At 42.2% G+C, this 26,878-nt stretch carries 35 protein-coding genes; 1 reads left to right on the top strand and 34 read right to left on the bottom strand.

What is annotated here, in order from left to right; translation table 11 throughout:
- Positions 1–4 precede the first annotated feature (4 nt).
- The 31 genes from flhB to GT589_RS03015 form a co-directional block, all read right to left on the bottom strand.
- Entirely contained in the window at positions 5–1,093 is a 1,089-nt protein-coding gene (flhB, locus tag GT589_RS03165; protein ID WP_293395864.1) for a flagellar biosynthesis protein FlhB, read from the bottom strand.
- A complete protein-coding gene (fliR, locus tag GT589_RS03160; RefSeq protein WP_293395861.1) occupies positions 1,093–1,890 on the bottom strand; it encodes a flagellar biosynthetic protein FliR in 798 nt (265 codons plus the stop codon). Before fliR ends, flhB begins: the two co-directional genes overlap by 1 nt.
- A 14-nt stretch (positions 1,891–1,904) precedes the next feature.
- Complete coding sequence (gene fliQ / locus GT589_RS03155; RefSeq protein ID WP_293395858.1) at positions 1,905–2,174, bottom strand: flagellar biosynthesis protein FliQ; 270 nt, start codon at positions 2,172–2,174, stop codon at positions 1,905–1,907.
- Positions 2,175–2,183: 9 nt separating this feature from the next.
- Positions 2,184–2,942 (bottom strand): flagellar type III secretion system pore protein FliP, encoded by a 759-nt coding sequence (fliP, locus tag GT589_RS03150; protein WP_293395855.1) that lies wholly within the window; start codon positions 2,940–2,942, stop codon positions 2,184–2,186.
- A complete protein-coding gene (locus GT589_RS03145) occupies positions 2,932–3,210 on the bottom strand; it encodes a flagellar biosynthetic protein FliO (RefSeq protein WP_293395852.1) in 279 nt (92 codons plus the stop codon). The genes fliP and GT589_RS03145 overlap by 11 nt, the downstream gene beginning before the upstream one ends.
- A 1-nt stretch (position 3,211) precedes the next feature.
- The gene (locus GT589_RS03140; RefSeq protein ID WP_293395849.1) at positions 3,212–3,574 is read right to left on the bottom strand and encodes a response regulator; all 363 of its coding nucleotides are present in this window, start codon (positions 3,572–3,574) and stop codon (positions 3,212–3,214) included.
- A gap of 38 nt (positions 3,575–3,612) precedes the next feature.
- On the bottom strand, positions 3,613–4,782 hold the full coding sequence (gene fliY, locus GT589_RS03135; protein WP_293395846.1) for a flagellar motor switch phosphatase FliY: 1,170 nt from the start codon (positions 4,780–4,782) through the stop codon (positions 3,613–3,615).
- The gene (fliM, locus tag GT589_RS03130) at positions 4,772–5,776 is read right to left on the bottom strand and encodes a flagellar motor switch protein FliM (RefSeq protein WP_293395843.1); all 1,005 of its coding nucleotides are present in this window, start codon (positions 5,774–5,776) and stop codon (positions 4,772–4,774) included. Before fliM ends, fliY begins: the two co-directional genes overlap by 11 nt.
- A 6-nt stretch (positions 5,777–5,782) precedes the next feature.
- On the bottom strand, positions 5,783–6,184 hold the full coding sequence (locus GT589_RS03125) for a flagellar basal body-associated FliL family protein (RefSeq protein ID WP_293395841.1): 402 nt from the start codon (positions 6,182–6,184) through the stop codon (positions 5,783–5,785).
- A gap of 27 nt (positions 6,185–6,211) precedes the next feature.
- Positions 6,212–6,922, bottom strand: coding sequence for a flagellar motor protein MotB (locus GT589_RS03120; protein ID WP_293395838.1), 711 nt, complete (start codon positions 6,920–6,922; stop codon positions 6,212–6,214).
- A gap of 2 nt (positions 6,923–6,924) precedes the next feature.
- Positions 6,925–7,725, bottom strand: coding sequence for a motility protein A (locus GT589_RS03115; RefSeq protein ID WP_293395835.1), 801 nt, complete (start codon positions 7,723–7,725; stop codon positions 6,925–6,927).
- Positions 7,726–7,742: 17 nt separating this feature from the next.
- Positions 7,743–7,940, bottom strand: coding sequence for a flagellar FlbD family protein (locus GT589_RS03110; RefSeq protein WP_293395832.1), 198 nt, complete (start codon positions 7,938–7,940; stop codon positions 7,743–7,745).
- Between the two features lie 11 nt (positions 7,941–7,951).
- Complete coding sequence (locus tag GT589_RS03105; protein WP_293395829.1) at positions 7,952–9,415, bottom strand: flagellar hook protein FlgE; 1,464 nt, start codon at positions 9,413–9,415, stop codon at positions 7,952–7,954.
- A gap of 18 nt (positions 9,416–9,433) precedes the next feature.
- The gene (locus GT589_RS03100) at positions 9,434–9,874 is read right to left on the bottom strand and encodes a flagellar hook capping FlgD N-terminal domain-containing protein (protein ID WP_293395826.1); all 441 of its coding nucleotides are present in this window, start codon (positions 9,872–9,874) and stop codon (positions 9,434–9,436) included.
- A 12-nt stretch (positions 9,875–9,886) separates the two neighbouring features.
- The gene (locus tag GT589_RS03095; RefSeq protein WP_293395823.1) at positions 9,887–11,275 is read right to left on the bottom strand and encodes a flagellar hook-length control protein FliK; all 1,389 of its coding nucleotides are present in this window, start codon (positions 11,273–11,275) and stop codon (positions 9,887–9,889) included.
- Entirely contained in the window at positions 11,275–12,522 is a 1,248-nt protein-coding gene (locus tag GT589_RS03090; RefSeq protein WP_293395820.1) for a hypothetical protein, read from the bottom strand. Before GT589_RS03090 ends, GT589_RS03095 begins: the two co-directional genes overlap by 1 nt.
- Before the next feature lie 9 nt (positions 12,523–12,531).
- Complete coding sequence (gene fliJ, locus GT589_RS03085; RefSeq protein WP_293395817.1) at positions 12,532–12,972, bottom strand: flagellar export protein FliJ; 441 nt, start codon at positions 12,970–12,972, stop codon at positions 12,532–12,534.
- An 11-nt stretch (positions 12,973–12,983) separates the two neighbouring features.
- A complete protein-coding gene (fliI, locus tag GT589_RS03080; protein ID WP_293395815.1) occupies positions 12,984–14,285 on the bottom strand; it encodes a flagellar protein export ATPase FliI in 1,302 nt (433 codons plus the stop codon).
- A gap of 1 nt (position 14,286) precedes the next feature.
- Positions 14,287–15,081, bottom strand: a complete 795-nt coding sequence (locus GT589_RS03075) for a FliH/SctL family protein (protein WP_293395812.1) — start codon at positions 15,079–15,081, stop codon at positions 14,287–14,289.
- Positions 15,074–16,096, bottom strand: coding sequence for a flagellar motor switch protein FliG (gene fliG / locus GT589_RS03070; protein ID WP_293395809.1), 1,023 nt, complete (start codon positions 16,094–16,096; stop codon positions 15,074–15,076). Before fliG ends, GT589_RS03075 begins: the two co-directional genes overlap by 8 nt.
- 12 nt (positions 16,097–16,108) lie before the next feature.
- Complete coding sequence (fliF, locus tag GT589_RS03065; RefSeq protein WP_293395806.1) at positions 16,109–17,662, bottom strand: flagellar basal-body MS-ring/collar protein FliF; 1,554 nt, start codon at positions 17,660–17,662, stop codon at positions 16,109–16,111.
- Between the two features lie 15 nt (positions 17,663–17,677).
- Positions 17,678–17,974: a flagellar hook-basal body complex protein FliE gene (gene fliE / locus GT589_RS03060; protein WP_293395803.1), complete on the bottom strand. Its 297-nt coding sequence runs from the start codon at positions 17,972–17,974 to the stop codon at positions 17,678–17,680.
- A gap of 26 nt (positions 17,975–18,000) precedes the next feature.
- The gene (gene flgC, locus GT589_RS03055) at positions 18,001–18,447 is read right to left on the bottom strand and encodes a flagellar basal body rod protein FlgC (protein WP_293395800.1); all 447 of its coding nucleotides are present in this window, start codon (positions 18,445–18,447) and stop codon (positions 18,001–18,003) included.
- Positions 18,448–18,449: 2 nt separating this feature from the next.
- On the bottom strand, positions 18,450–18,845 hold the full coding sequence (gene flgB, locus GT589_RS03050; protein ID WP_293395798.1) for a flagellar basal body rod protein FlgB: 396 nt from the start codon (positions 18,843–18,845) through the stop codon (positions 18,450–18,452).
- A gap of 282 nt (positions 18,846–19,127) precedes the next feature.
- Positions 19,128–19,388 (bottom strand): stage V sporulation protein S, encoded by a 261-nt coding sequence (locus tag GT589_RS03045; RefSeq protein WP_025435653.1) that lies wholly within the window; start codon positions 19,386–19,388, stop codon positions 19,128–19,130.
- Positions 19,389–19,496: 108 nt separating this feature from the next.
- Entirely contained in the window at positions 19,497–20,270 is a 774-nt protein-coding gene (locus GT589_RS03040) for a CheR family methyltransferase (RefSeq protein ID WP_293395794.1), read from the bottom strand.
- Between the two features lie 3 nt (positions 20,271–20,273).
- Positions 20,274–21,131 (bottom strand): 4-hydroxy-3-methylbut-2-enyl diphosphate reductase, encoded by an 858-nt coding sequence (gene ispH / locus GT589_RS03035; RefSeq protein WP_293395792.1) that lies wholly within the window; start codon positions 21,129–21,131, stop codon positions 20,274–20,276.
- Positions 21,122–21,793: a (d)CMP kinase gene (gene cmk, locus GT589_RS03030; protein ID WP_293395790.1), complete on the bottom strand. Its 672-nt coding sequence runs from the start codon at positions 21,791–21,793 to the stop codon at positions 21,122–21,124. The genes ispH and cmk overlap by 10 nt, the downstream gene beginning before the upstream one ends.
- Before the next feature lie 13 nt (positions 21,794–21,806).
- Complete coding sequence (locus GT589_RS03025) at positions 21,807–23,021, bottom strand: NAD(P)/FAD-dependent oxidoreductase (protein WP_293395787.1); 1,215 nt, start codon at positions 23,019–23,021, stop codon at positions 21,807–21,809.
- On the bottom strand, positions 23,011–23,634 hold the full coding sequence (locus GT589_RS03020) for a histidine phosphatase family protein (protein ID WP_293395785.1): 624 nt from the start codon (positions 23,632–23,634) through the stop codon (positions 23,011–23,013). The genes GT589_RS03025 and GT589_RS03020 overlap by 11 nt, the downstream gene beginning before the upstream one ends.
- 18 nt (positions 23,635–23,652) lie before the next feature.
- Positions 23,653–24,051 carry a ribonuclease HI family protein gene (locus tag GT589_RS03015; RefSeq protein WP_293395782.1) on the bottom strand — a complete coding sequence of 133 codons (399 nt, stop codon included), beginning with the start codon at positions 24,049–24,051 and terminating at the stop codon, positions 23,653–23,655.
- A gap of 211 nt (positions 24,052–24,262) precedes the next feature.
- On the opposite strand from GT589_RS03015, the gene GT589_RS03010 reads away from it, so the two are divergent.
- Entirely contained in the window at positions 24,263–24,667 is a 405-nt protein-coding gene (locus GT589_RS03010; RefSeq protein ID WP_293395779.1) for a universal stress protein, read from the top strand.
- A gap of 75 nt (positions 24,668–24,742) precedes the next feature.
- Here the strand turns inward: GT589_RS03010 and GT589_RS03005 are convergent, their stop codons facing one another.
- The 3 genes from GT589_RS03005 to GT589_RS02995 all read right to left on the bottom strand — a co-directional run bounded on the left by GT589_RS03005 (position 24,743) and on the right by GT589_RS02995 (position 26,835).
- Positions 24,743–24,952, bottom strand: a complete 210-nt coding sequence (locus tag GT589_RS03005; protein ID WP_293395776.1) for a hypothetical protein — start codon at positions 24,950–24,952, stop codon at positions 24,743–24,745.
- Positions 24,953–25,049: 97 nt separating this feature from the next.
- Positions 25,050–26,147: a Nif3-like dinuclear metal center hexameric protein gene (locus GT589_RS03000; protein ID WP_293395774.1), complete on the bottom strand. Its 1,098-nt coding sequence runs from the start codon at positions 26,145–26,147 to the stop codon at positions 25,050–25,052.
- Positions 26,125–26,835: a tRNA (adenine(22)-N(1))-methyltransferase gene (locus tag GT589_RS02995; RefSeq protein WP_293395771.1), complete on the bottom strand. Its 711-nt coding sequence runs from the start codon at positions 26,833–26,835 to the stop codon at positions 26,125–26,127. The genes GT589_RS03000 and GT589_RS02995 overlap by 23 nt, the downstream gene beginning before the upstream one ends.
- Positions 26,836–26,878 lie beyond the last annotated feature (43 nt).

Raw genomic sequence — 26,878 nt, 5'->3', positions numbered from 1 at the left:
CCAATCAAATTTTCTTTTGCTTGTATTTGTCTCTCGAATAAACGTATGCCAGAATCTGGGCTACCGCATCATATAACTCGGGAGGAATGGTGTCCCCTATATTCAGCTTTGAATAGAGCTCTCTTGCCAAAGGTTTGTTTTCAACCATCGGAACCTCGCTTGCTGCGGCTTTTTCCCTTATCCTTAGTGCGATCAGATTCTTTCCCTTGGCTATTATGAAGGGCGCCTCATTCGCATTTTCATCATACTTTAATGCAACCGCATAGTGTGTAGGGTTTGTTATAATAACATCAGCCTTAGACACGTCTTCCATCATTCTGCGCATTGCAAACTGTCTTTGCTTTTCCTTTATCTTGGATTTGATCTCTGGATTACCTTCCATCTGCTTGTACTCTTCCTTTATCTCCTGCTTTGACATTTTAAGCTGCTTTTCATGCTGGTAAAATTGAAAAAAATAGTCAAAGACCGCTAGCGCAAGTAGAATACTTGAGAGTGTGAGTCCCAGATTTATGGCTGAATCATATAGAATATACGAAAACTGATACTTGTTAAGTTGATATGTCTTGATATAAAGCCCTAAGTTTGATTTGATGTATATTGTTGACACGACGGATAACACTACAAGCTTTGCAAGTGATTTTACAACTTCAAAGGCGGATCTTGCCGAAAACAGCCTCTTGATACCTTCAAATGGATTGAGTCTGTCTATCTTGAATTTCAAGGTTTCTGTTGTAAATACATTTCCCACCTGCGAATAGCTGCTGGCAAACGCCGTCACGTAGTTTGCAAGCACAATTACTGCAGTCGCCTTCACCATAAATATCATACCCGTGTAAAGAACCTTGAAAGCCATGTCTGAATCTATGTCATCGTTGAACAGCTCTCCGTAAAACGGAATAGGCTCAGCTATGCTTGTGAGTATGGCTTTGCCGCCAAGCTTTAAAATAAGCATTGAAATTATAAGGGTTACCGCCGAATTTATCTCACGGCTTTGGAATACCTGGCCTTTCTTTCTTGCATCCTGACGCTTTTTGGGTGTAGCCTTTTCTGTTTTTTCGCCCGTAAAGAGCTGCAAATCAATATTCAAGTACATCAGCTTCCTTTAATGAGCCTGAAAAGCTGATTTTCATAATTGAAAATAGCTTTGAGTATATCTATCATTATAGAATCGTACTGCATAATCACGAAATAAATCATTATTATTCCAACAAATATCTTAAGTGGCATGCTCACAACGAAAACATTCATCTGTGGCATTGTCCTTGCAAGTATTCCCATTACTACGTTAACAACGAACATTGCAATCACAACAGGTATTGCGATTTTAACTGCATAAAGAAACATATCGTCTATAAGCGCTATTATATAGCCTAAGTATTCAATTTTAAAACTAAGGTTCATACTGAGCGGCAATATAGTGAAACTGCCAGCTACAAGTCTTATAAGCTGATGATGGGCGTCTATGGCAAGATATGCCAGCGCTGCAAATATGAAGAGAAAGTTGCCGCTTATTGACATATCGTAACCGCTGTAGGGATCTACAATTCTTGCCATTGCAAAGCCGACATCTGTATCCACTATTCCGCCCGCTATCATGAATACAGCAAAAAAGAGATTTACAATATATCCTATCAGGAGCCCTATTATGAACTCCTTAACTGCAATAATACATATATAAAAAAAACCTGCACTCCTTATATTCTCGACCGTTGCCAAATCCAAGGTGGTGAATATGAGAAACGACATTGAAAGCGAAAACGCTAATTTAAAAATATTCGGAAGATTGTTTCTTCCGAATATGGGGTCTGCTACAAAATATCCCGCAATTCTCGAAAATACAAGAAGCAAGACATTCAGTTGGGCGATGAAATAATCCAAAGTATATTCCATATGAATCCTGCCGTTTACTTTATATATTTGTCCATATTTAGAAACAGATTCTGCGTAAAACTTACAGCCGTGTTCATAAGCCAAGGGCCAAACACTACTACTGAAGCCAATACCACTACTATCTTAGGCACAAATGCAAGTGTGGCCTCTTGTATTTGCGTTGCCGCCTGAAATATGCTCACAATTAAGCCCACGAGCAATCCCAATACCAGCATGGGTGCTGAAAGAAGCAGTATCATTGTCAGCGTCTGCTGACCAAGATTTATTGCCATATTTATATCCATAAAATTCTCCTACTTGAACCCCATGACAATCGACTTTATTACCAGGTTCCATCCGTCTGCAAGTATGAAAAGTAGCAGCTTGAATGGCAACGAGATCATTACAGGAGGCAGCATCATCATTCCCATGGACATGAGTGTACTTGCAACAACCATATCCACAATCAAAAACGGTATGAAGAGTATAAAGCCCATCTGGAATCCTGATTTGAGCTCACTTATCATGAAAGCCGGCAGGAGCACTCTGTTTGGAATGTCCTCCACTTTCTTAATATCGCCAGCCTTCATCCCTGCCATTTCAGAAAAAAGTACAATATCCTTTTCCCTGGTCTGCTTAAGCATGAAATCTCTCAGCGGAACCATGCCTTGTGTAAAAGCCGCCTGCTGTGTTATCTGTCCGTCAACATACGGTTTGAGTGCCTGCTCGTAAACCTTTTCGCCCGTGGGTGCCATAATAAAAAATGTAATAAAAAGCGAAAGGCCCAAAATAACCTGTCCTGGCAAATTCTGCTGAACGCCTATGGCGCTTTTTAGAAAGGAGAGTATTATAATAACTCTTGTAAAAGAAGTCATCATTATTATTATTGTTGGCAAAAGCGATAGAACTGTAAATATTATAATTATCTCAATTGAACTCGAAAATGCCCTCGGATCGTCAGTGCCTCCTATTTCAAGAGAAATATTAGGATACTTTGGCTCACCAAAAGCGATTCCGGAAATAAAACCCATAAATACCAGGGTGCAAATTATTATATTCAGTTTATTCTTCATCATTACCATCCCTGAGTGTCAGTGAATCTATAGTGTTGATGGAGTTGCCGCATATTCCGACTATGTACTCCTTGTCTTTATATGACAGGACTGCAATTTCCTTGTCCCTTGACAAGAAAATGCGTTCTTTTATCTTCAGGGCTTTTCCTTCAAACACCTGCATTCTCCTTTGAGCTACAAACTTTGAAGTAAAGTGAGCCATATAAAGAATAAAGACAAATACGAGCAGATACCCTATAGCTTTAAGTATCGCAAGAAATATGTCCAAACTACTCAAGCACCTTTCTGACAGATTCGAGTATCCTGTCGGCCTGGAAAGGTTTGACAATGAAATCTCTGGCCCCCGACTGTATAGCCTCGATAACCATCGCCTGTTGCCCCATAGCTGAACACATTATTATTTTGGCATCCTTGTCTATTGCCTTGATTTCCTTTACCGCCTGTATGCCATCCATTTCCGGCATAGTTATGTCCATGATTACAAGCTCAGGTACTAGCTCCTTAAATTTTTCAACAGCCTTCAAGCCATTTTCCGCCTCGCCGACTATATCATAACCATTCTTTGTAAGTATGTCTTTTATCATCATTCGCATAAATGCAGCATCGTCAACTAACAGTATCCTTTTTCCCATATTATTGTTATCCTCCTTTTATTATATAAGCTTAAAAATTATATGCTTCTCAGTCTTTTGTCAGGTTTAATGATATCGGTTATGCGAATACCGTAATTTTCATCAATAACCACAACCTCACCTTTTGCTATCCTTTTCCCATTTACAAGAACATCAAGCGGCTCCCCGACAAGCTTTTCCAGCTCTATTACTGTCCCGGGGCCAAAAGCAAGTATTTCATCTATGCTCCTTGCTGTTCTTCCAAGCTCAACTGTTACCTTCAAGAATACATCTTTTATTATCTCAATGTTTTCGGGCAACTCCGTCTTGCAGGGATTTAGTTCGTCAAAAGACTCGAACTTTGCAGGATTGATATTGATATGATTTTCATTGGCACGCATTTCAACATTATGTGCCTTTTCTTCATACTCTGCTCTGACAGGCTGTTTTTGTGAATTATCAGATGCAGTATATGTGCTGGCAGGTGCGCTGTGCTGCTCTTCTCCAAATGCCGCCAAGTTCTCTGCTTCATTTGAGCTGTCAACTTCCTGACCTTCACTGCCATATAACATATTATTGATTAAATCCCTTGCAAAGTCAATAGGCATGAGCTGCATTATATTGCTGTCAATAAGGTCTTCAATAGTCATTTTGAAAAGCACTCTGACATAGTCGCAGGTTTTATCTATGCCGCTCATTTCAATACTGTCATCCGTCAAATTGACCTTGAATACTTCAGGTGGATTTATGTCTATCCTTTTGCCAATCATCTCGGAAAGAGACGTTGAAGACGAACCTACCATCTGATTCATAGCTTCGCTTATCGCGCTAAGATGTATCTCGTTTAGCTCCTCGAGCAATCCCGATTTCCCGTCTCCGCCCATCATGAGTGAAGCTATTACCTTAACGTCATCTTCCTTGAGTATTAGCATATTCATGCCGTTTAGACCTTCTTTGTAACCCACTCTTACTATTACATATGGTACCGGCTGTTCCTGAGCCATCTCATCGATGGATATAACATCCACGCTTGGAGTTGTGATCGAAACTCTCTTTCCTAAAATTGTAGAGAGTGTAGTAGCCGAGTTGCCCATGTTGATGTTTCCTATTTCGCCGATTGCATCCTTTTCATACTCATCCAATTCAACACTGCAGCTTGTAACGTCGTCGGCAGATGCCCCTTTTAAAAGGGCGTCAATTTCGTCCTGCGAAAGTAAATCATTCATCATATTCATTATCACCCTCTTCAATTACTTGTGTTATCTTGACAGCCAGGTTCTTGTTCAGCGATCCGGGTTTTCCGAAATATTTGATTTTTTCCCCCACCATTATTGTCAATTCGTCGCTGGTTCTAGATGCGAGCTTTATGACGTCTCCTTCCTGAAGAGTCAAAAATTCTCCAACCGTTATATTGGCTTCGCCCACATGACATGAAATTTCTATTTCAGCTCTTCTTAGCCTCTCCTTTAATATCTTTTCCTGCTCGTGAGTAATTTTCTTTGTATTGTTTGTAAACCAGAGCTTCGTGCTCAGCTTTGGAAGTATAGGTTCTATCAACAAGTGCGGCATGCACAGGTTAATTAATCCCTCCACGTCTCCTATGTTGACTTTGATTGTTATTAGGGCCACAGTCTCATTCGGAGATACTATCTGTGCAAACTGAGAATTCGTTTCAATCTTATTTAGCTTTGGATTTAGCTCAATGACATTCTCCCAAGGATCTATAAACAGCTTTGTCATCTGGGAGACTATTTTTTTCAGTATTGTAAGCTCTATTTCAGTGAAATTCCTGCTTCCAGCGTCGAATTTGCCGTCTCCCCCAAGTATCCTATCTATTATTGTAAAGCAGAGTCTGTTTGACATTTCAAGAATCATTTCACCCGGAAGAGGTGAAAAATCTATAATTGCCAGCATGGCAGGATTCGATATCGAATTGCAAAATTCATAGTAGGAAAGTTCTTCTACCGACAGGATCTCCATTTGCACATAAGTTCTTAGTGTTCCTGAAAAATATGTATTAAGCAGGCGTGTGAAGTTGTCATACATCATTTGAAGTGTTCTGAGCTGATCCTTAGCCAGTTTTTTGGGTATCTTGAAATCGTATTTTTTTACTTTGCGTTCGTTTTCCTCTTTTATCTCTTTTACGTCAACCTCTCCAGCATTCAACGCCTCCAAAAGAGAGTCGATTTCATTTTGCGAAAGAATTTCTGACAACTGCTGCACCTCTCTTTATTGAACAATGTAATCCGTAAAATATATATTTTCAATGGAATCGATTCCGATCCTTGTTTTTATCTTGTTAATAATGTCTTTTTTTATGCTGTTCATCCCACCTGGATTCACCATATCCTCAGGTTTTTGCTGGATAATTATCTCAAGTATTATGTCCCTTATTTCTGCATTTTTTTCAGTGAATACCTTCTCCGCTTTTTTATCGGTTGATGCAATTATTATGTTGCCCTTGAAGAAATTCTTTGTTCCCCCAATATTCGTGGAAAACACTCCCATGTCGTAATTATATGTTTTGACTTTTTTGGCTTCCGCTTTGCCTGAAAACAGGAAAAACGCCGCCGCAAAACCGATTGCCAGTACAGCCACTCCCACAATAGAGTATATCGCAATTTTCTTCATCGTTTAATCGTTGCCCCCATTCCGAAATTATTGTAGCCCGTCCTTCAAAATAAGTATGTCCACACGCCTGTTTTTGGCCTTGTTGTCTACAGTATCATTTGCCGCTACGGGATGATATTCACTATAGCCTGCTGCTGAAAGCCTCTCTGACATTACTCCGTTTTGCTCTATCATGAACCTTACAACATTGCAGGCTCTTGAAACTGAGAGCTCCCAATTCGAGGGGTATTTTGAATTGTATATTGGCACATTGTCTGTATGGCCTTCCACTCTGATTTTTTTTCCGCTGAAATCGCTGGCATTGAGCAGGCTGCATATATAGCTAAGCGTAGCCATAGCCTGTGGCTTGAGGTCTGCTTTTCCAGAGTCGAACAGTACGTTTTCATTGAACCTAAGTATGAGACCATTATTTCCATTTATAATGTTGACACTTTCTCCAAGCCCGTTTTGATTAAGATAGTCTTCGATTTCCTGCGACAAGTGCTCATATATGCCGTCCGACTCTACATCAATATCTGCCCCGTTTGTAGCAAGCGGCAATTCGCTGAGCGTCTTGCCGCCTTCAAGTATCCCAAGCGAGCCTTGAAAAGAGCGCATCATTGTTTCAAATTTTTGAGCATCTACGGATGAAAATGAAAACATAAGTATGAAAAAGGTTAGAAGCAGAGTTACCATGTCCGAGTATGTAGTCATCCACTCAGGCGCACCTGCGGGTGCCTGCTGTTTTTTCTTTCTCATTATTATGCTTCCCCTTCCCTGAGATTAGCGGCTACATCACCTGCAGTCTCCTGTCTCCTTTTAGATGGCGGTATGAACGCCTTAAGCTTTTCGCTTATTATCCTTGGATTCTCACCTGCCTGTATAGAAAGCAGTCCCTCGAGTATTATTTGTTTTTCAAGGATTTCCTCATCACTTTTGATTTTGAGTTTTTTTGCCAGCGGAAGAAAAACAAGGTTTGCAAGCAAGGAACCGTAAAAAGTTGTGATTAGAGCTATCGCCATTGAAGGCCCTATTGTATCCGGGTCATCAAGCGAAGCAAGCATGTTTATAAGGCCTATGAGGGTACCTATCATACCAAAAGCCGGAGCGTAGGCACCCATAGCTTCAAAAAGCCCCTGTCCGCTGCCGTGCCTTTCTGAGATGAAATCCAGTTCAGTCTCCAGAAGGTTTTTTACCAGCTCCGGATCAGTCCCGTCCACAACAAGCATTATGCCTTTTTTCATAAAATCATCATTTACGCTCTCAGACGCCTCCTCCAGAGAAAGCAATCCTTCCTTTCTGGCCTTGTTTGCAAGCTCGTTTATGCCGTCAATTACTATGTTCAAATCACTTTTCTTGCCCTGGAATGCCTTTTGTGTAATACTTATTACTTCAAGGAATTTCGGAAGTGGGTATGCAACCAGCGTGGCCGCAATTGTTCCTCCCAAAACTATTGCAACAGAAGCTATATCCACAAAACCAGTTATGTCTCCACTTGTTGCAATAGATACTACTATGAGAAGAAAACCTCCCACAATCCCTATAATACTAGCTAAATCCAAACGCCACACCTCTTTTCCTATTCATTAGTCCCAAATTGGTATATGCCTCTTTTAAATAGAATCACCCTGTTTATTATCTCATCGACACTTTCCTTCACGACAAATCTGTGTCCGTTAGTCAGGGTTATTACCGAATCTGGGGTATGTTCCACATGCTCTATAAGATCGCAGTTAATTACGAACTCTTCTCCGTTGAATCGTGTGACTTTTATCATGACTGCTCCTTTTATCTCTTGAGATTTATGAGTTCTTCAAGCATCTGGTCGGTGGTGTTTATTATTCTGGAGTTAGCCTGGAATCCCCTTTGAGTCTGTATCATGTTAGTGAATTCTCTTGCAAGGTCAACATTCGACATCTCAAGAGCTCCGCCGACCGTAGGGCCAAAGCCGTTGCTTGCCGGTGTACCTATTATTGCAATCCCCGAGTTGGCAGTGTCTATGTACAGGTTTGAGCCTTTCTTTTCAAGGCCCGATGGATTCTTGAACTTTGCCAGGGCTATCTTTCCCAGTATCGACTTCTTGCCGTTTGTGAAGTTTCCCATGATGTCTCCATTTTCGCCTATCGAGAAATCATCGAGCGAGCCCTGCTTGTAGCCGCCTATGCTGGCTGCTGTAACAGAAGATTCGTTGGCCGATTGTGTTATTGTTGGATTGCCGTTTTGATCAGTGAAAGAAAGGTTGAAATTGAAGCCTCTGGCTCCGTTGGCAAAATATCCGCTTCCGTCGTCGCTCGGCATGATTCTTATATTTGTCATGTCTCCAGAAACAATCTTGCCATTTTCAAAAGCCAGCACTACAGGATTGCCATCCGCAGTTTTCATTGTTCCGCCAAGACCGTCCATTGATTCAACTTCTACAACCCACTTGTTTGGATCAAAAATCTTTGTTTTATCATTTGTAGTTATTTCATAGTTGCCATCTTTAAGTTCAATAGGCTCTGTACCTGCATCAGATGAAAACTTTCTTCTTATAGTCATCTTTATTGTGTGCTCTCCGCCCATCTCATCATACACTGTAAATGTAGTCTGCCTTGCTGTTATATCGGCCCTGCTTATGGTATATGGCGATGCATCTCCTGTGATTGTTGCGTTCAGGCCTGTATTTACATTTATGTTTCCTTCGAATGTGACATCCTTGTCTTTTGATATGTCTGTATCTTCAGTCCCGATGCTTCCTGTGCACTTCGCCGGAAATACTGTTGCCTTCGATATTACAAGTCCTTCAATGGCCTCCTTCAGTTTCGCGTCGGGCCCAACCGTGCCCTCCTCAACCCTGTAGCCAAGAACCTTGAAACCTCCCGATGCAAGAAGGTTACCGTTATCATCGATTGTAAAGTTACCCGCTCTTGTATAATACTTGTTGTTGAAGCTTGGGTCGTCTGAAACCATGAAGAAGCCCTCGCCGCCTATCATCACGTCGGTTGGGTTGTCTGTCCTTTCTATGGCGCCTACTGTAAACATTGTGTCAACGGCAGCCACGTCTATACCAAGACCAACCTGCATTGCATTGGAGCCGCCCTTTCCATCTTCAGCACCTGTAGCACCCTTGAGTGTTTGGTTGAAAACTTCTTTGAACTGTACTCTTGCTCCCTTATATGCAATTGTATTTACGTTGGCTATATTATTGCCTATTATGTCCATTTTTGTCTGGTGTGATTTCAGGCCTGATACTGCAGCATAAAGACTTCTCATACTAAATTCCCCCTCGGATTATAAAACTTCACCTTTCAGATTTGCAAGCTCCTCCATTATGTAGTCCATAATATCTGAATTATTCTGACTTTCTATGTTCTGGAGTCTTTCATTCATGTTCTGCAAGCTAGCTATCATTTGCACATATGCGCTGAGTCCAGTTTCATTTTGGTCTTCCATCCCCTGGAGCTTTTCATTCATGTCCTCAAGATTGCCTATCATTTCCTTTTGTCCCGAATCAACTATTTTTGCAAGATTTTGAATCTGCTCGAGAGAGCTGAATTGAGCCATTTGTGCAATGAATTCCTTGTCTTGCATTGGGTTTAGCGGATCCTGGTTTTTCAGCTGCGTGACTAGCAAATTCAGAAATTCGTCCTTGCCGAGGCTACTAGAAATATTAGAAGTGCCGCTAGTTGAAGTCGTGTTAGATTGGCTTTGGGTTGTTGCATTTACATTCATTTCCTCACCCCTTTAAGCTAGATAGTTTATCTCTTCAGTATCTATGTATGGATTGTTCGCATCTATCTCACTCTTAATAGCTTTATCTTCTAGAATATCATTGAATATGGCGGAGCTTATTCTCCTGCTTCTTAGTGCGGCTTCAAAGCCATCCTGGTTTCCCTGCTCGCCCTGAGCCTCTGAGTCTACCGAAACGTCAACAGCAGTTATATTTATCCCCTGCTCGAGCATGCTGTCTTTAAGTTCAGAAATATTTGACTCAATAGCCGTCTTGACTTTCTCGCTTTCGGCTATCAACTTGGCAGTAAGCACTCCATTTTCCATAACAACCTTCAAGGTCAGTTTGCCCAGCTGTTCAGGCTCCAGCTTTATTTCAATCGACTTAAGATTATCCGCATCTGTTATTTTTATTTTGTTAATAACCTGGTCGACTACCTCTCTTTGAGAATAATATACAGGTCTAGCCTTCATTAACTCTATGTTGGTTCGGCTTGAGGAAGCCTCCGCTGAAAGGCCTGGAAATTTGAAGTCTCCCGACTCCTCGGAAAGTTTAATGATTTCGTCTTTTATGGTCTCCAGAGTGTCTTTTATCTCTTCGCCGGAAAATCGCTGTCCGGCAGTATTCCTTTCAGCTATTAATTTTTTTATACTTTGACCCAGTATGTCGTCTGGTTTCTCTTTATGTAATTCATTCTGTAAATCCGTGATTTTGATATCTTTCTTTTTCCCGCCCTTGTCCTGTAACTTAATGCTGTCCGGAATGGACGCAGTCATTGCATCATTTACTGCTTTATACTCACCGTCTGTATTCTGAAGGTTTTGCACGCTTGTTTCTGGAATTTCTTTTGAAGCTTTCGCCTGTACCATTTCATCAACAATTGCTCCACCCGCTCCAATAGAGGCCTCAATTTGTATTTCAGTCCCGGCATCTGATGCTTGAGCGTATGATGCAATGGTATCTGATGTATTTCCTGCAGCTTGCGCTTTAGTCTCTGACTGGACTGCGAGTTCTTTTAACTCGTTTATTAGTGATTTGTCTATAAGCACACTCTCTGCTCCTGCCAATTTGGTTGCTTCATTTTCCGCAAGAAACTGCCCTGTTTCATTTTCCTTGTCATTGTTGATATTTTGATTGCTGACCGTATCACTTTGAATTGACAGCGCTTTTTTGTCCGAATCAGTGACTGCTGCGTTATCCTCCTTTTCAGATATGCCGCTTTTCTCTGCTCTAAGATCATCCCTTTTTGCATATTCAGACTCCCGCTTTTTAACAGCTTGGAACTTCATCTTCTCGAGCGTACCCGCAAACTCATCCCTTGCAACTGACTTGCCTTTCGAAGAAATGTCCTTCACCTTGAAGTCTTCTTTCATATTCGCTGGTAAAACTGACAGCTTGTTCATCAATATCCCCCTTCTTCAGGAAGTCCCATTTTTCGTGTAAGCTCTGATGCTTTCTGAGCTCCAAGTTCTTTTAATATCTTTGATATGGATTTTGGCGGCATTCCCCTCAATATATCCACAAGCAGTTCCTCCTGCGTTATCCTTAGAACTCCTTCTCCTACAGGGTACTCCTTGTATATTTCATCCCTGCCCAATATATTTTTAATTATGTCTGCCAAAGCTGTCGCATCCATTTTTTTGTATGATTCTCTCAACTCATCAACTTTCCCAATATAACTGTCCATAATATTAACAGTTGTATAGAGGCTTCCAGTATCTATCTGATCATTCAGAAGCTTTATTCTGTTTATTTCTTCTATGACGTCATTTGAATATGTCTTATCCGAAAAAGACGCCAAAATCTTGCCTGCCTGCACAACATCCATATTGGCTATGATGTAGGCTACGTCTTCCGCTTTGAACTTTTCTTTGTCTTCGAGCTCCAGCGAAGCCTGCCTGTATTCCTTGTCTGCATACAGCATTGTCATGCTGTCCATTTCCTCAATATATTTCTCAAAGGAGAGCATCTCCCTGCTTATCTTTTGCGCCGCCTCTCCCTTGAGATTAGTTTCTACGGCGTCCCGTATGTCAGCATCTATGTAGTAAATGACTCTGGCTGCATATTTTGGTTTCATCTCCTGAAGCAGACTAGCAGCATATGTGCTGTCTATTTCAAGCGATCTTATGTCATCCTCTATATCTCTTACCGTCTGAAGCAATCCTACTTTTGAGTAGTACTTGGCCTTTTCAGAAATGTCTCCTGCTTTTTCCCTTTTCATGCTCTCAACTTCACGCCTTAGGGTGTTTTTTTTCGTTTCCTTGAGCACTATTTCGCTTAAAATGTCCTGGGTGAATTCAAAGTCGCCATCCTTCATGAGCTGTACTATTTCCTTGTATAGCCTTTTATCCTGCTTTTTAAGCAGCATAAGCTTGTCTATAATCCGCTCCTCATCCAGTGAAAGATAATATTCAGCCAGGTCACGCTTTTGAGCTTCTATATTCTCCGCCGAATCACCAACACCTGCTATCGACGAAATCAGAGGCATTTCCCCCATTGCTTTATCCGCTGCCACTTTGAACTTGGGATTTATTATGTAGACAATTAAAAAGGCAAATAAAATGGCTACCAAAAAAGATAATGCCAATATGATTTTTAGTCTCGGGCTTACTTTTTTGACATTCCTGTCTTTGTCCTTTGCCTGGTCCATTTATGCCTCCTAGCTGGTACCTCTGATTCTGAAAGTGTTTATTTGGTCTAACGCTTTTTCCTCATTTAGCTTTAAAACCTGCTTGAACTCGTCAATGTGCTTTTCCTTTAGCTTTTCAAATGATTTTCTTTCCTTCATTACCTCAAGATATTCCACCTTTTTGAAGTTGAAGCTCTCGCGCAGGCTTGAAAGCTTCTGCTGCAGCCTTTCTATGCTTATATCTGCGCATTCTATGGAGTAGCTGATATTTTTTATGTCTGTGATGGAAGCCCCTGACATCAAAGTTTCCTCTAAGATATCATATCTCTCGCGTTTCATTTCCTCCATTTTACTGATTTCATTTTCCAAATCCCTTATGCTGTTTGATATTATTGCCATTTCATTCTTTTTGTTGTCTTCAAGCTTTTCCTTCAAGCCCAGTATCTTTTCAAACTTGAAACCGAATTTCATGGATTTCACCCCTAATCCTTGAATATTTCAAGCATAAGCCCTATAGTTTCCTCGACTCCAATATTAGTGTCCACATCCTGCTTGAGGAATGAATTCACCCTGTCTATTTTGTCAATTGCGTAATCGATTTTTTTATTGGTGCCCTTTGAATATACACCTATGTTGATAAGGTCTTCTGCCTCTTTGTATATCGAAAGCACTTCTCTCAGCCTCTTTGCCGCGTCCTTGTGCTCCGGCGAGGCAATGCTCGACATTACGCGGCTTACGCTGGAAAGCACGTCTATTGCAGGATAGTGGTTCTTGTTGGCTATAGCTCTTGAAAGCACAATGTGTCCGTCTAGTATTCCCCGAACTGCGTCCGCAATAGGCTCGTTCATGTCGTCTCCATCTACTAGCACGGTATACAGGCCTGTTATCGATCCGCTGCTTGAATTCCCTGCTCTCTCAAGAAGCCTGGGTAGCACTGCAAACACTGAAGGCGTATAACCCTTTGTAACTGGAGGCTCGCCTACTGCAAGGCCTATTTCCCTTTGAGCCATCGAAAATCTGGTTACTGAATCCATCATGAGCATTACATCAAGGCCTTTGTCTCTGAAGTATTCAGCTATCGAAGTAGCAAGAAGCGCTCCCTTCATCCTCACAAGCGGAGGCTGGTCAGATGTGGCTACTACAACTATAGACCTTTTGAGTCCTTCCTCCTTAAGGTCATTTTCAATGAATTCCCTTACCTCTCTGCCCCGCTCTCCTATGAGTGCGATTACATTGATATCGGCATTCGTATTCCTGGCTATCATGCCTAGAAGCGTTGACTTTCCGACTCCGGAGCCTGCAAATATCCCCATACGCTGTCCCTTGCCGCAGCTCAGGACTGAGTCTATGGCTTTTACTCCAAGTGAAAGCTGCTCAGAAATTCTATTCCTCTCTAACGGATTGGGAGGCTTATTCATGACCGGATATGTATGCCTCAGTTCATTTATTTCTATGCCGTCGATTGGATTCCCTATTCCATCGAGCACCCGTCCTAAAAGCGCCTCACCGACTTTGACCTGAAGCCCCTTGCCAGTAGCTACAACCAGGCTGCCTGAGCCTATTCCCTCCATATCCCCGTATGGCATAAGCACGACATTTTCATCTCTGAATCCGACAACTTCGGCGAGTATAGGCTCCTTTGAATCGATGGGATATACATAACACATCTCGCCTAGTTTTCCGCCAGGGCCCTTTGATTCTATTGTAAGCCCAACAACCCTGAACACCCTTCCTGAATACTTGATTGTCTCCAGGTTTTCCAGGCGCTCTGCATATTTTCTCATGTCAATTTTCAAATTGCACACCGCTTTCAAGCATTGATTGGAATTCTTCCCTTATAGCCGTCAGCTGAGTTTGTATTCCAGCGTCTATGCTGCCGCTTTTTGTTTCAATATGTACGTTCCCATGTTTGAGTGACGGGTCAGCCTTAAATGTGATGGTTTTCACACCTTCTGACGAAACAAGAATTTTCTTTTCATTTTTTTTGAGCGTCTCTATATCTTCGATGCACGCTCTTACAACTATATCTTGCGCATAAGTCAGCTTCTCAAGCCCCTTTAGAAGGACCCCTGCCAGGAGATCGTCATTTTCCTCAAGTTTAATTCCCATAATCTTTTCTACGCTTTGCAGCACCAGCTGTATTATTTCAGGCTCGAGCATGTCTATTTCAGCCTTCTTTTTTGCCTCCAGGCTTTTTTTAAGTTCAACGGCTTCGTCAATAATACTTTCATACTGCTTTCTGCCTTCTTCAATTCCTGCGCTATAGCCTTCTTCATATCCTTTTTTTCTTTGTTCGCAATATACCTTCTCTGCATCTGCCCTTAGCTCTGCGACTCTTCTTTTTTCAGCTTCAAGTCTGTCTCTTTGCAGCGCAAGGAGCTTTTTTTCTCGTTGCAGCAAATCTCTGAAATCATCCTTTTCCCTGAGCAGCTTGTAGAATCCGTACGAAACCTCGTCTTTTACCACCTCTTCACTGCCTGTGGCTGTTTTAATAGCTGTCTGGACTTGAGCAGTTATATCTCCTGCAATAACCTTGGGCTTTTTGAGCATTACAAGCTGGGATTTAATAACCTTAGACAATAAGCTCATCTCCTCCGCCTCTTGATATTATTATCTCGCCCTGATCTTCAAGTTTTCTTATTATGTTAACTATCTTCTGCTGCGATTCTTCTACATCCCTAAGTCTGACAGGGCCCATGAATTCCATATCTTCTTTTATCATTTCAGACATACGCTTGGACATATTGGCAAATATCAGATCTGCAACCTCCTGGGTTGTGCCCTTTAATGCCACTGCAAGCTCACTGTTGTCCACCTCGCGTATAAATCTTTGTATGGCTGTGCTATCGAGATTTATTATATCTTCAAACATGAACATCCTTCGCTTGATTTCATCAGCAAGCTCTGGTTCACACATTTCCAGGCTCTCCATAATCCTCTTTTCAGTACCTCTATCAACCGAGTTGAGTATATCGACAATGTTTTGCACTCCGCCGGCTTTTGTGTAATCCTGAGTTACAATATTGGAAAGCTTGTCTTCAAGTATTGTCTCAACTTCCTTTATTATCTCAGGATATGTCCTGTCCATTGTGGCAATACGCTTGGCCACTTCAGACTGCTTATCCTGCGAGAGGCTGGAGAGTATCTGTGCAGCCTTGTCATTTTCAACGTGCGAGAGTATGAGAGCTATCGTCTGAGGGTGCTCGTTTTGTATAAAGTTGCTAAGCTGAGACGGGTCGGCCTTTCTGGCAAAGTCAAACGGTCTCACCTGCAGCGATGCTGTGAGTCTGCCGATAATTTCTATAGCCTTGTCGGTGCCGACAGCCTTTTCAAGTACTTCCTGTGCGTAGTTTATACCGCCCTCAGATATGTACTCCTGCGCAAGACACACCTCATAAAATTCCTCAAGAATTCTATCCTTTATTTCAGGCTCTACGCGCTTCATGTTTGCTATTTCAAGAGTCAGTTCCTCTATTTCTTCTTCGGAAAGGTTTTTGAATATCCTTGCAGAGTATTCAGGTCCAAGTGTTATAAGCAATATGGCTGCCTTTTGTTTCCCTGTGAGTTCAAACCCCTTTTTTTTGACTCTAGACATTGTAAATTCCTCCTAATCCTCGCTAAGCCAGCTTTTAAGCAGCTGTGATGCAATTTCCGGATTTCGTTCAATAAGCGATTCAATGCTCCTTTTGTATCCAGAATCTTTTATGTCAACTTCAAGCTCCTTTATTTCTTCCTCAGGTATTTCAAGAGTAGCCTGTGCATTTCCAGCAAGCTCTGGCCTTAGTGTTCTTTTCCTCATAAAGTAAACTGCCGCTCCGGCTGCTGGTATCAGTATTAATATTATAATAAGGGCTATAATCCATGCCGGCATGTTGTTTGCACTGTCCTTCTCTGAGTCTTCAAAAGCCTTATTCATACTGTCATCAAACGATCTTGCGTACACCTCGACTGCTTTTGCATCCAAGCCCACCGCTGTAGATACTATCTTTTCTACCTGTGTCTTTTGCTCCTCATCAAGCTCCTTACCCTCGAGTGTGTCGCTGTTGATTATCACGGCTACCGTGATATCCTTTATCTGGCCTTTTGCCTTTTCCAGTTTTTCTATCGTTTCATTCAGCTCGTAATTTACTACCTTCTCTTCATTGTCATTTTGAGTGCTGCTGGATTGTTGCTGCTCAGCATACTGAGTTGCTGCATCGGCATCAGTATTACTTTCAGTACCCGCCGGCCCGCCTTCTCCCGTGGCCGATGAGCTGGAGCTCTTCTCCTGAAGACTCCTGATGAGACCGTTTTCCTCTCCTTCGACTGGTGTGTTGTATGTTTTTGATTCTTTTATTGTAGTGTCAAAATCAAGCTTTACGCTGGCCATTACCGATACATTAGAATAGCCATATACAGGTCCTAAAAACTCCATAAGACTTTCCTGAACCTTGCTCTTTACCTCTTCCTGAAGCTTTATTTGCGAGTTGGACATGTTTGAAGCATCATCTTTTTCGCTGTTTAGAACCTTTCCTGAAGCGTCATGAACAGTTACATTTGCGCTGTCGAGTCCTTCTACCGAATTTGCCACAAATTCTGCAATTCCGGCTATTCTTTCAGGTTCAAGTTCCTGACCCGATTTCATGCTAATCCATACGGCAGCCTTTGTCTTGTCCTTATTTTCAGATAGAATAAAGTCACTGCCCTGTGGAATTGTTATATTGACTATCGCGCTTTCGACTCCGGGCATTGACTCTATGTCCTGTGCAAGACTATTTTTGAGTGCTATGTTGAAAGCCTGCTGCTTTTCTTCCTTGCTCAAAAATATATTATTCTTATTCAGCACATCTTCGTAAGAGAATTTCTGAGCAGGCACACCTTTCATCGAAAGATCTATCCGTGCCTTGCTGGCATCTCTTTCCATTACAAGTATTGTGTTTTCGTCCTGTATCCTGTACTTGATACCCATTTCATCCAGATTCTGAGTGATGGCTCCGGTTTCTTCGGGTTTTAAATCCTTGTAGAGTACAACATATTCCGGTCTTGTTATGTAAAATATTGTGAATGCCACAGTAAGCACAAGCAATACCGAGCAAATCAAGAAAATCGTCTTTTGTTTTTTTGTGTATTTTTTAGTCAGCTCATCCGATTTGTGCTTGATATTCGAGAACAGTTCTTCCAATTTATACACCTCAAATTATATTTGCATTCTCATTATTTCTTTGTAGGCATCTACTATTTTATTCCTTATTTCAACTATTGTCTGAACTGCCACATCGGCTTTTTGGGTGGCTATAGTAAGGTCGTGCAGATTATCTAGTTCTCCCAGCACAAACTTTTCTCCCAACATCTCCTGTTCCCTTTCGAGATCGCTTGCTGAATAAAGAGCATCCATAAGCGCCTGCTTAAAACCCTGTCCATTGGCTGCTGTGGAATTCTGAACTCCGGCAGCTGATTTGATATTCGAAATAGATTCCATACCTTGTATTTGCATCTAAACACTCCCTTGCCTGACAATTATTATCTGCCTATTTCCAAAGCCTTAAGCATCATGGATTTAGTGTTGTTTACGGAAGTCACATTGGATTCATATGCCCTCATGGCAGTTATCATGTCGACCATTTCCTGTATTGTGTTCACATTCGACGTAAGCACGTAGCCGTCCTTGTCTGCGTCCGGATGACCCGGATTGTATTTTTTCAGGAACGGCGACTTATCCTCTACAATCTTATCTATTTCAACCGTCGTTTTAGCTGATTCACCGCTTCCTCCGGCGTATGCAGCCAGTTGCTCCTTGAATGAAGTTGTATTTTGCGCCTTGAAAACGACGACTTGCCTTCTGTATGGCATTCCGTTTTCAGTCTTGGTTGTATTGGCGTTGGCAATATTTTTCGATATGACATCGAGTCTTGTTCTTTCGGCCGAAAGGGCCGTTCCGCTTATGGTCATGCCGCTAAAAAGTGACATAATTATCTTCTCCCTTCACCAATTACGCTCTTAAGTCTTTTGAACATGCTTTGCATCTGTTCGACTGAGGTATTGTAGCTGATGCTGTTCTTGGACTGCTCTATCATTTCAAGATCCAGATCCACATTGTTGCCGTCGATTCTGCTTCGTGTATTTTTATCCACGCTTATTTCATATAGCTTTGATGCAGACGGATTGATTTTTATATGTCTCTCATTTGTAGCATATCCTTCTACAGCGCTGCTATTCTGCTTGTCTTTGAGCACTTCGCTGAAAACAACATCCTTTCGCTTGTATTCAGGCGTATTGATATTTGCTATATTAGAATCGATTACCTTGCTGCGCTCCCAGTAGTAATCGAGCGCCTTATTGAATATTTCAAATCCCTTAGTAACCATGTCATCTCTCCATCAAAATGCAATTTTATAAAACTCACCATCTTTAATTATATACTGATTTTTAGATATTTAAAATACTTCTTAACAGTTCTTTAATATTAAACATGCAATTTTTATCTAATTTTAAAATCTGTTTATTTTTTGTCATTGATTGCATTTTTATATATACTATATCAATTCATGAACAATATCAATCATGGCTATAGTCCTATTGCATTTCAAACGTAAAAAAACCTGCCCAGGCAGGTTTTTCGCAATATGACAAAATATACTTTTGAGTTTTTATCTTGGTTCCACAATAAGTTTTATCGCTGTTCTTTCTTCCCCGTCAATTTCAACATCAGTGAAAGCAGGTATGCAAATAAGGTCCATGCCGCTAGGAGCCACAAATCCTCTGGCTATAGCAACAGCTTTTACGGCCTGGTTGATAGCTCCAGCGCCAATTGCCTGGATTTCAGCCGACCCCTTTTCTCTTAAATATCCTGCTAGGGCTCCTGCTACGGCATTTGGATTGGATTTGGATGAAACTTTTAATACTTCCATTTCTTATGTCCCCCTTTATTCGAAATAAATATTTTGCTGCATTCTATAGAAATAATAAAACTTATTGCCCCTTGAACACACTTGTCAAATTTAAAAGCAGTATTTTATCTACTCAATTCTTCCATAGAAAAATGTTTTCAGCGCTTTGAGGTTGTACTTGCTTGGCATTATTATCTGCTCAGTGCTTCCGACAAACAGGTAGCCTTCTTTCTCAAGCGATCTGCTGAATTTGGTATATATTTCGCTCTTGGCCTCTTCGGTGAAATAAATGAGGACATTTCTGCATACTATGAGGTCGCACCTGTCCATATATCTGTCGCTTAGAAGGTTGTGCCTTTTGAATTCAACTCGCTTCTTGATCGTTTCTTTAATTTCATATATACCACCTTTTTTATCGAAATAATCTCTAATAAAATTATTCGGCAAATTTTTTAGGCTTTTTTCTGTATATTGGCCGCGCTTTGCCTTTTCGATAGCCTGTTCATCCAAATCAGTCGCATATATCTTTATCTGGTCAAGCGGCATAAAATTGCTAAGTAGCATTACCATCGAATACGGCTCCTCCCCCGTCGAGCAGGCAGCACTCCAAACCCTGAGCTGCTTTTTTTTGCTGAGCAGCTTTGGTATTACGTCATCCTCAAGCACCTTCCACTGCTCCGGATTTCTGTAAAATTCCGAAACATTTATTGTCATGTAATTTACAAACTCTTCAAAAAGCTCTTTATTTGTTGATATGCCCTTGTAATAGCTTTCGAAATCGTCGAAGCCATTTCTTTTGGCCAAGGATGAAAGCCTTCGCTTCATTTGTTTTTCCTTGTATAGTGATAGATCTATGCCTGTTTTATTCAGCACTTTCTGCTTAAAGCTTTCGTATCCTTGCATGGACTACCTCCTGTTTTCATCTGCTTCTTTGATATATTCTACCGTCTCTTCTATTATCCATTCAGGCGTGGAAGCTCCTGCAGTTATTCCAATTGTAGAGTAGCTGCAAATTTCTTCAACGTCCAAATCATCCTTTGTTTCTATGTGCATAGTTTTGCAGTTGTTGCTGCACACCTGAGCAAGTTTTCTTGTGTTTGAGCTGTGAAGACCCCCTATAACTATCATCAGTTCAACTTTTTCCGAAAGCTTTCTCGACGCCTCCTGTCGCTCACACGTGGCAGAGCATATAGTGTTGTTGAAAACTACGCTTGGAAGCATCTCCTCAAGCTTATTTTGAATGCTCTCATAACCATCGGAATTCATAGTAGTTTGGACGACAACAGAATATTCCTTAGTTTTATCCCACTCCATATTGTCCAGATCGCCGAGCTCCTTTATTATGACAGCGCCGTTTTCACACCATCCGTTTATCCCTATAACCTCAGGGTGCTGCGGATCTCCCACTATTATTATGGCCTTGCCCTGAGCATAGTCCTTTGATACTATTTTCTGAATCTTGCTCACGAAGGGGCATGTGGCGTCTATTATTTCTACATTCTTGCTCATTAGCTCGTCATAGACAGACAGAGCCACGCCGTGCGATCTTATTATCACAACGCTGCCGTCTTCAACTTCCTCTACTGAATCCGCTATTTTAAGCCCCTCCTGCTGGTATCTTTCCACAGCCTGCTTATTGTGTATAAGGGGCCCCAGAGAGTATATAGCGGTTCCGCTGTTTTCATGAAGTTTTTTCCAAGCTACGTCCATTGCTCTTTTTACCCCAAAACAAAAGCCCGCAAACTCAGCAATTTTTATTTCCATAGTTTATCTCCCATCTCTACAAAACTTATTATAGTATCAGCAACTTCCTCTGCAGTTTTGCTGGTTGTGTCTATTTCCACCGCATCATGGGCTCTTACAAGCGGAGATGCTTCTCTCGTAGAATCCTGGATGTCCCTGTTTTCTAATTCATGCTTTATTTCACCGAACTCTACCTCGTACCCTTTTTGTATGAGCTCAAGACTTCTTCTCCTGGCCCTCTCTTCTAAATCGGCAACCAGGAAAAATTTAAAGCTTGCGTCCGGAAACACATGGGTGCCGATGTCCCGGCCGTCCATTACTACAGATCTTTTTCTGCCCATTTCTCTTTGGTGCATGACCATTATGTCTCTGACCTGCTTTATCTTGGCCACCTTGGAGACATTCTCGTTTATTACCGGCATCCTTATGTGTCCGTCAACCCTGATTCCATCAAGCAGCACTTTCTCGCCTTCAAGTTCAATTTCTATAGCCTCCGCGAGCTTTGCGATACTCTTTTCATCCTCGAAGCTTATTCCCATGCCGTATGCCTTATATGCAAGCGCTCTGTACATTGCCCCTGTATCTATATATACTATCCCCAGCTTTTGGGCAATCAGCTTTGCTACTGTGCTCTTGCCCGAGCCGGCGGGTCCGTCTATTGCTATCACCATGTGCGTGCTCATAATTTGCCTCCTTCTAAACGTTAATGCCTGCAATATATCCAGTGGAAAAGGCTATCTGAAGATTGTAGCCTCCCGTTAGCGCATCCACATCTATAACTTCGCCGACAAGATAAAGTCCCTTTATTATCGTGGATTCCATTGTGTGCGGGTCTATGAATGAAACATCTGCTCCTCCCGACGTAACTATGGCGCTTTCCATGCTGTATGTCGATGTGCAAGTTAGTGTCAGTTTCTTTATGCCACTTATTATATCCAGCTCCCTTTGCTTTGTGAGCGCATTAGGCTGCTCCTGTATCTCCAGATGCTCCAGCAGGCATCTTGTAAAATTCAAAGGCAGTATATCCTTTAGGTTGTTTGCTATGCTCTTGTTTGGATTTTTCCTTATTTCCCTCGCAATTTCAGATTCGCTCATCCCCGGCAACAAGTCAAGCTCAAGCCTTACGGCTTTCGCCTTGAGCATCCTGTTTATCCTGCTTGATATGTTCAAGGCGGCAGGTCCGCTTATTCCAAAATGAGTGAAAATAACATCTCCGTTTTCTTCGCCAGCCAGCCTAGTCCCGTTGTACGCCCGCACCCTTATGTCCCTTAAAGAAACCCCTTGAAGATTTATTGTCCACTCGTCACTAATTACCAAAGGCACTAGGGCTGCAATCGGCTCCTTTATAGAGTGTCCTAAGGCTTCGATGCAGTTGAAGAATTGTCCGTCGGAACCCGTGCCCGGATAACTCTTGCCTCCAGTTGCAACAATTACACTTGCCGCGGCATATTCGCAGCCGTCCGATGTCTTCACGCCTGCTACGACTCCTGACTCGACAATCAACTCAGCCGCCTTTTTGTTGAATACAATGTTAACTTTGTTTTTTTCCAGCTCGCATCTGAGCACGTCTATTATTTCCTGGGCCTTTCCGCTGCGAGTATAAACTTTCAGGTCGTCTTCTACCGAGAATTCAACGCCCTTTTCCTCCAGAAAATCTATCAGCTGGCTGTTAGTGAAACTGTATAAAGCACTGAAGAGAAATTTCGAATTTGTAACTATGTGTTCGAAAAAATCTCCTATATCTCTGTTGTTTGTTATGTTGCACCTTCCACCACCTGTGATTTTGAGCTTCTTTCCTATCTCGGAGTTCTTTTCGAGAACAAGGACGCTCTTGCCCCTTTGGGCAGCTGCTATGGCCGCCATAACGCCAGCCGGACCGGCGCCTATTACAACCACATCATTACTTTTCAAAACTGCCTACCTCCAGATGTGTCGTGTCGTTTACCCTTAGTATCACCGGGCCATACTCTCTGAATTCAACTACATTCAGCGCAGTGTTGTCCTGCTTTATCTTGTATATGTTCGAAAGGCTCGAATTCAGCAGTGTCAAGAGGAGCACCTTTATTACTACGCCGTGCGAAACCAGAAGTATGTTCGAGCTTTTATGCGCTTCATTGATTTTGTTTATGCCCGCTGCTATTCTGTCCGCCACCGCTTGAAGGCTTTCTGCGCCAGGGATTCTTGCCTTGTCAGGTTCTTTTCTCCACATCCTGTATTCAGCTTCATATGATTTTTTGATATCTTCGATTGTCAACCCTTCCCATTCTCCAAAGTCGATCTCCCTGAGGCTGCTGTCAAGGCTGTACTCCTTCTGGAGCTGAGCCGAAATAATGTCCGAAGTCTGGATTGTTCTGCCCAGATCACTGCTGTATATATGGTCTATGTTGAAAGCAGACAGCCTCTTGGCCAGCTTCTGTGTCTGTATCATGCCTATTTCATCAAGGCTCGAATCCTGCTGGCCCTGTGTCTTGAGTTGGGTGTTCCACTTTGTCTGTCCGTGTCTGACTATAAAAAATCGGTTCAATTCAATCCCTCGCTTTTTCTATTTGTTGTCTATGGCCATGTTTACAAGTGCGTCGGCTTTCTTGTTCAGATTCCTTTTAACATGCGATATTTTAAAACCATCAATCTTGCCTATGAGTCCAATTGCTGCATCATAGAGCTTCTTCAACTCTTCATTTTTCACCTTGTATTCGCCTTTTATCTGCTTTACTACAAGCTCGCTGTCAAGGAAGAACTCTGCGCCTGAACCCCCGAGCGTGATTATTTCCTCCAGCCCTCTTATAAGGCCCTTATATTCTGCAACATTGTTTGTTGCAATTCCTATATATTCTCCTATCTCTTTTACAACATCGCCGCATTCATTGTATACAACAACCCCAATCCCAGCCTCGCCCGGGTTGTTTCTTGAGCCTCCGTCAGTATATACGCTGTATTTCATTGTAACCTCCGTTGCCGCTTTGATTTTTTTGCATTTCCTTTATATCAATAGATTATATCAAATCACCATTAATTGCTACAAGATTGCCATTAGACTCTAAGGTTTAAACTTTTACATCTATAGGTATACATTATGTAGACGTAAAATGGCCGCTATGAGTCATAGATCTATTATGCACATGTCAAAATATTGTTTTGGGGGTAGTTGTTACATGGATAAACCAAAAAAGATACTAATTCCTGTTGATGGTTCAGCTTCTTCTGAAATACTAGCCGAATACGGCAAATTTCTCGCAGAGGCATTCCCTTGCGAGATAACTCTTCTCAACGTTCAAAATATAGATGCTTCAGACAGACCGTCTATGAACATAGGTTCCGACATTGTTGAGGAAGCCAAGCTCAAAATAGGCCATTTATCAAATAGCAATTCAACAATATCAAAACGTGTGGCTTTTGGCGATCCTGCCGATGTCATTTTGGATATTGCCGAAAGTGAACATTTTGACATCATAGTCATTTGCACGCATGGCCTCGGTGCAGCCAAGCGCTTCCTGCTTGGCAGTGTCACAAGCAAGGTTGTAACTCACTCCTTGATACCTGTCCTTGTACTACGATAGCCATTTTGCGACATATAAAAAACGAGCGCTTTTCTGGAAGTGCTCGTTTTCAGCTTGAAACCGCATTTCATCTAGTTATTCTTCTTCTGGAATCCACTCGTCATTAAGCACCCGTTTTGAGATTGTAAACTCGCTGTCATAGGGATGCTTTCCATCTTTAGTCCATACAAGTATGCCTTCCATGAACTTCAGCCTCAGCGACGGCTCATCCTCCTCAAGCCTTTTGTTTATGAATACAAGATTGGGATTCTCGCTAAAAGCCTTTATCATTTCCCAAGTTTTCATATATAGACACCTCCGGAAATTCTTATTTTAAACAACATTCCCATATTAACTGTTTACCCTGCTATAAGCCTGCAAATCATTTCCAATGCGCTTTAAGCTAAACGCATTCAAACACATCCTTGCCTTCAAAGGCTTCAATGCTGATTTCGCCGTATCTCGCTTCTAAAAAATCCTTCATCATTTTCGAAAAATGCTTCTCAGTGCCGTAGTGGCCAGCATCTACTATGGCTATACCTCGTTCCAGCGCTTCCTGGGCCTGATGATACTTTACGTCACCCGTTATAAGCACCTGAGCTCCCGCTTTGACCGCATCAGCAATGAATTCAGCGCCCGAGCCGCCGACCACGGCCACATTATCAACAAGCATGTCCAAATTTCCGCATACCCTTACAGAATCAAGCTCAAGCCTAGCCTTGACTTCCTGCACAAGCTCAGAGAGCTTCATTCTCTTTTCAAGGGTACCCACTCTGCCTATGCCCTGTGATTGTCCCTTGTTTATAAGCTCATATATGTCGTATGCCGGCTCTTCATAAGGATGTGCCCGAATGACTCTTTCAAGCACAGCTTTTATGTTCTCACGGGGACATATGGTTTCAATTTTGACTTCCTCCACCTTTTCAATTGTATTGAGCGCTCCTATAAAAGGCTTGCTGCCTTCAAGCGGTCTGAAGGTTCCAATCCCGCTTGACCCGAATGTGCAGCTGTCATAGTTGCCTATATGCCCTGCGCCCGAGCTGGCCAGAGCCTCTCTCACAGAGTCTTCATGACTCTTTGGCACATACACTGCGATTTTGCACAGCTGCTGTTCCCTTGTGACTCCAAGCAGCCTTGTAGCTCTAAGTTGCAACAACTCGCATATATGGTCGTTTAAACCCTCGCGTGCAATGTCATAGTTGGTGTGCATGCAGTAGACGTTTATTCCGTTCCTTATAAGCTCGAGCAGTTCCTGGCCCTTGCTTGTGCTGCTATTTATCTTTGTTATACCCTTGAAAATCAGAGGATGATGGGATATTATAAGATCCACATTGCTGCTTAAGGCCTTTTGTATTGCAGCCCTGTCAGCGTCCAGGCACGTCATTACCCTTTTAATTTGTGAGTCATCGCTCCCCACCACAAGCCCCACGTTGTCCCATTCATACGCCAGCTCAAGACTGTATCTGCTCTCTATGTAATCAGTTATTTCCTTCAAGCGCATGCTTTCTCAGCTCCTTTAGCCTCTCTATTTTCGAAATGCAGTATTCCTTGCGTTCCTGCGCCTTTTGAGTCTTCTTCTCTTCAATTGAAATTACAATGTCTTCATATTTCTTTATCTTACGATCTATGAATTCAGCTAAAAGCGGGTCATGTGAGTCCAGCAGCCGTCTGCCAACCTCGAAGTATGTTTCGTCATCTTCGTAGCTTCTAACGCCTGTATAGTGCACCTCCATTATCTCGTATATCTTGCCTTCTTCCTTTACAAGAGCCTCTCTTGCGATTTCAAATCCGCCATCCAAAAGATACCGTCTTAGCTCATCAGGCGCCTGCATAGGCTGCAGAATAAGCTTTCGGGCACTCCTGGCCACATCCAGGGATGCTTCGATTATATTGGCCATGAGAACTCCCCCCATGCCGGCTATTATCACCTCGTCCACCTCGCCTGGCTCGAGCACGCTAAGCCCTCCTCCGAGTCTTGTCTCGATGTTTTTTTCAAGCCCGTTAAGTCTGACGAATGAAATCGCCTTTTCAAGGGGCCCTTTATTTATATCCGATGCCACGACAAAGGAGCTGTATCCCTTTTTCACAAGATATACGGGTATATAGCCGTGGTCGGTGCCTACATCTGCTACCCTGCTGCCCTTGTCAACAAAATCCGCTATAGCCTCAAGCCTCTTTCCTATGTTCAATTGCATCCCCTCCGCAATACTTTTTGATACAAAAAAATTCGTC

The organism is Peptoclostridium sp., assembly GCF_009881055.1.
In the GTDB taxonomy this organism is placed as follows: domain Bacteria; phylum Bacillota; class Clostridia; order Peptostreptococcales; family Peptostreptococcaceae; genus Peptoclostridium_A.
The sequence above is the reverse complement of the archived record's forward strand: the minus strand, read 5'-3'. Positions and strand labels throughout refer to the sequence as shown.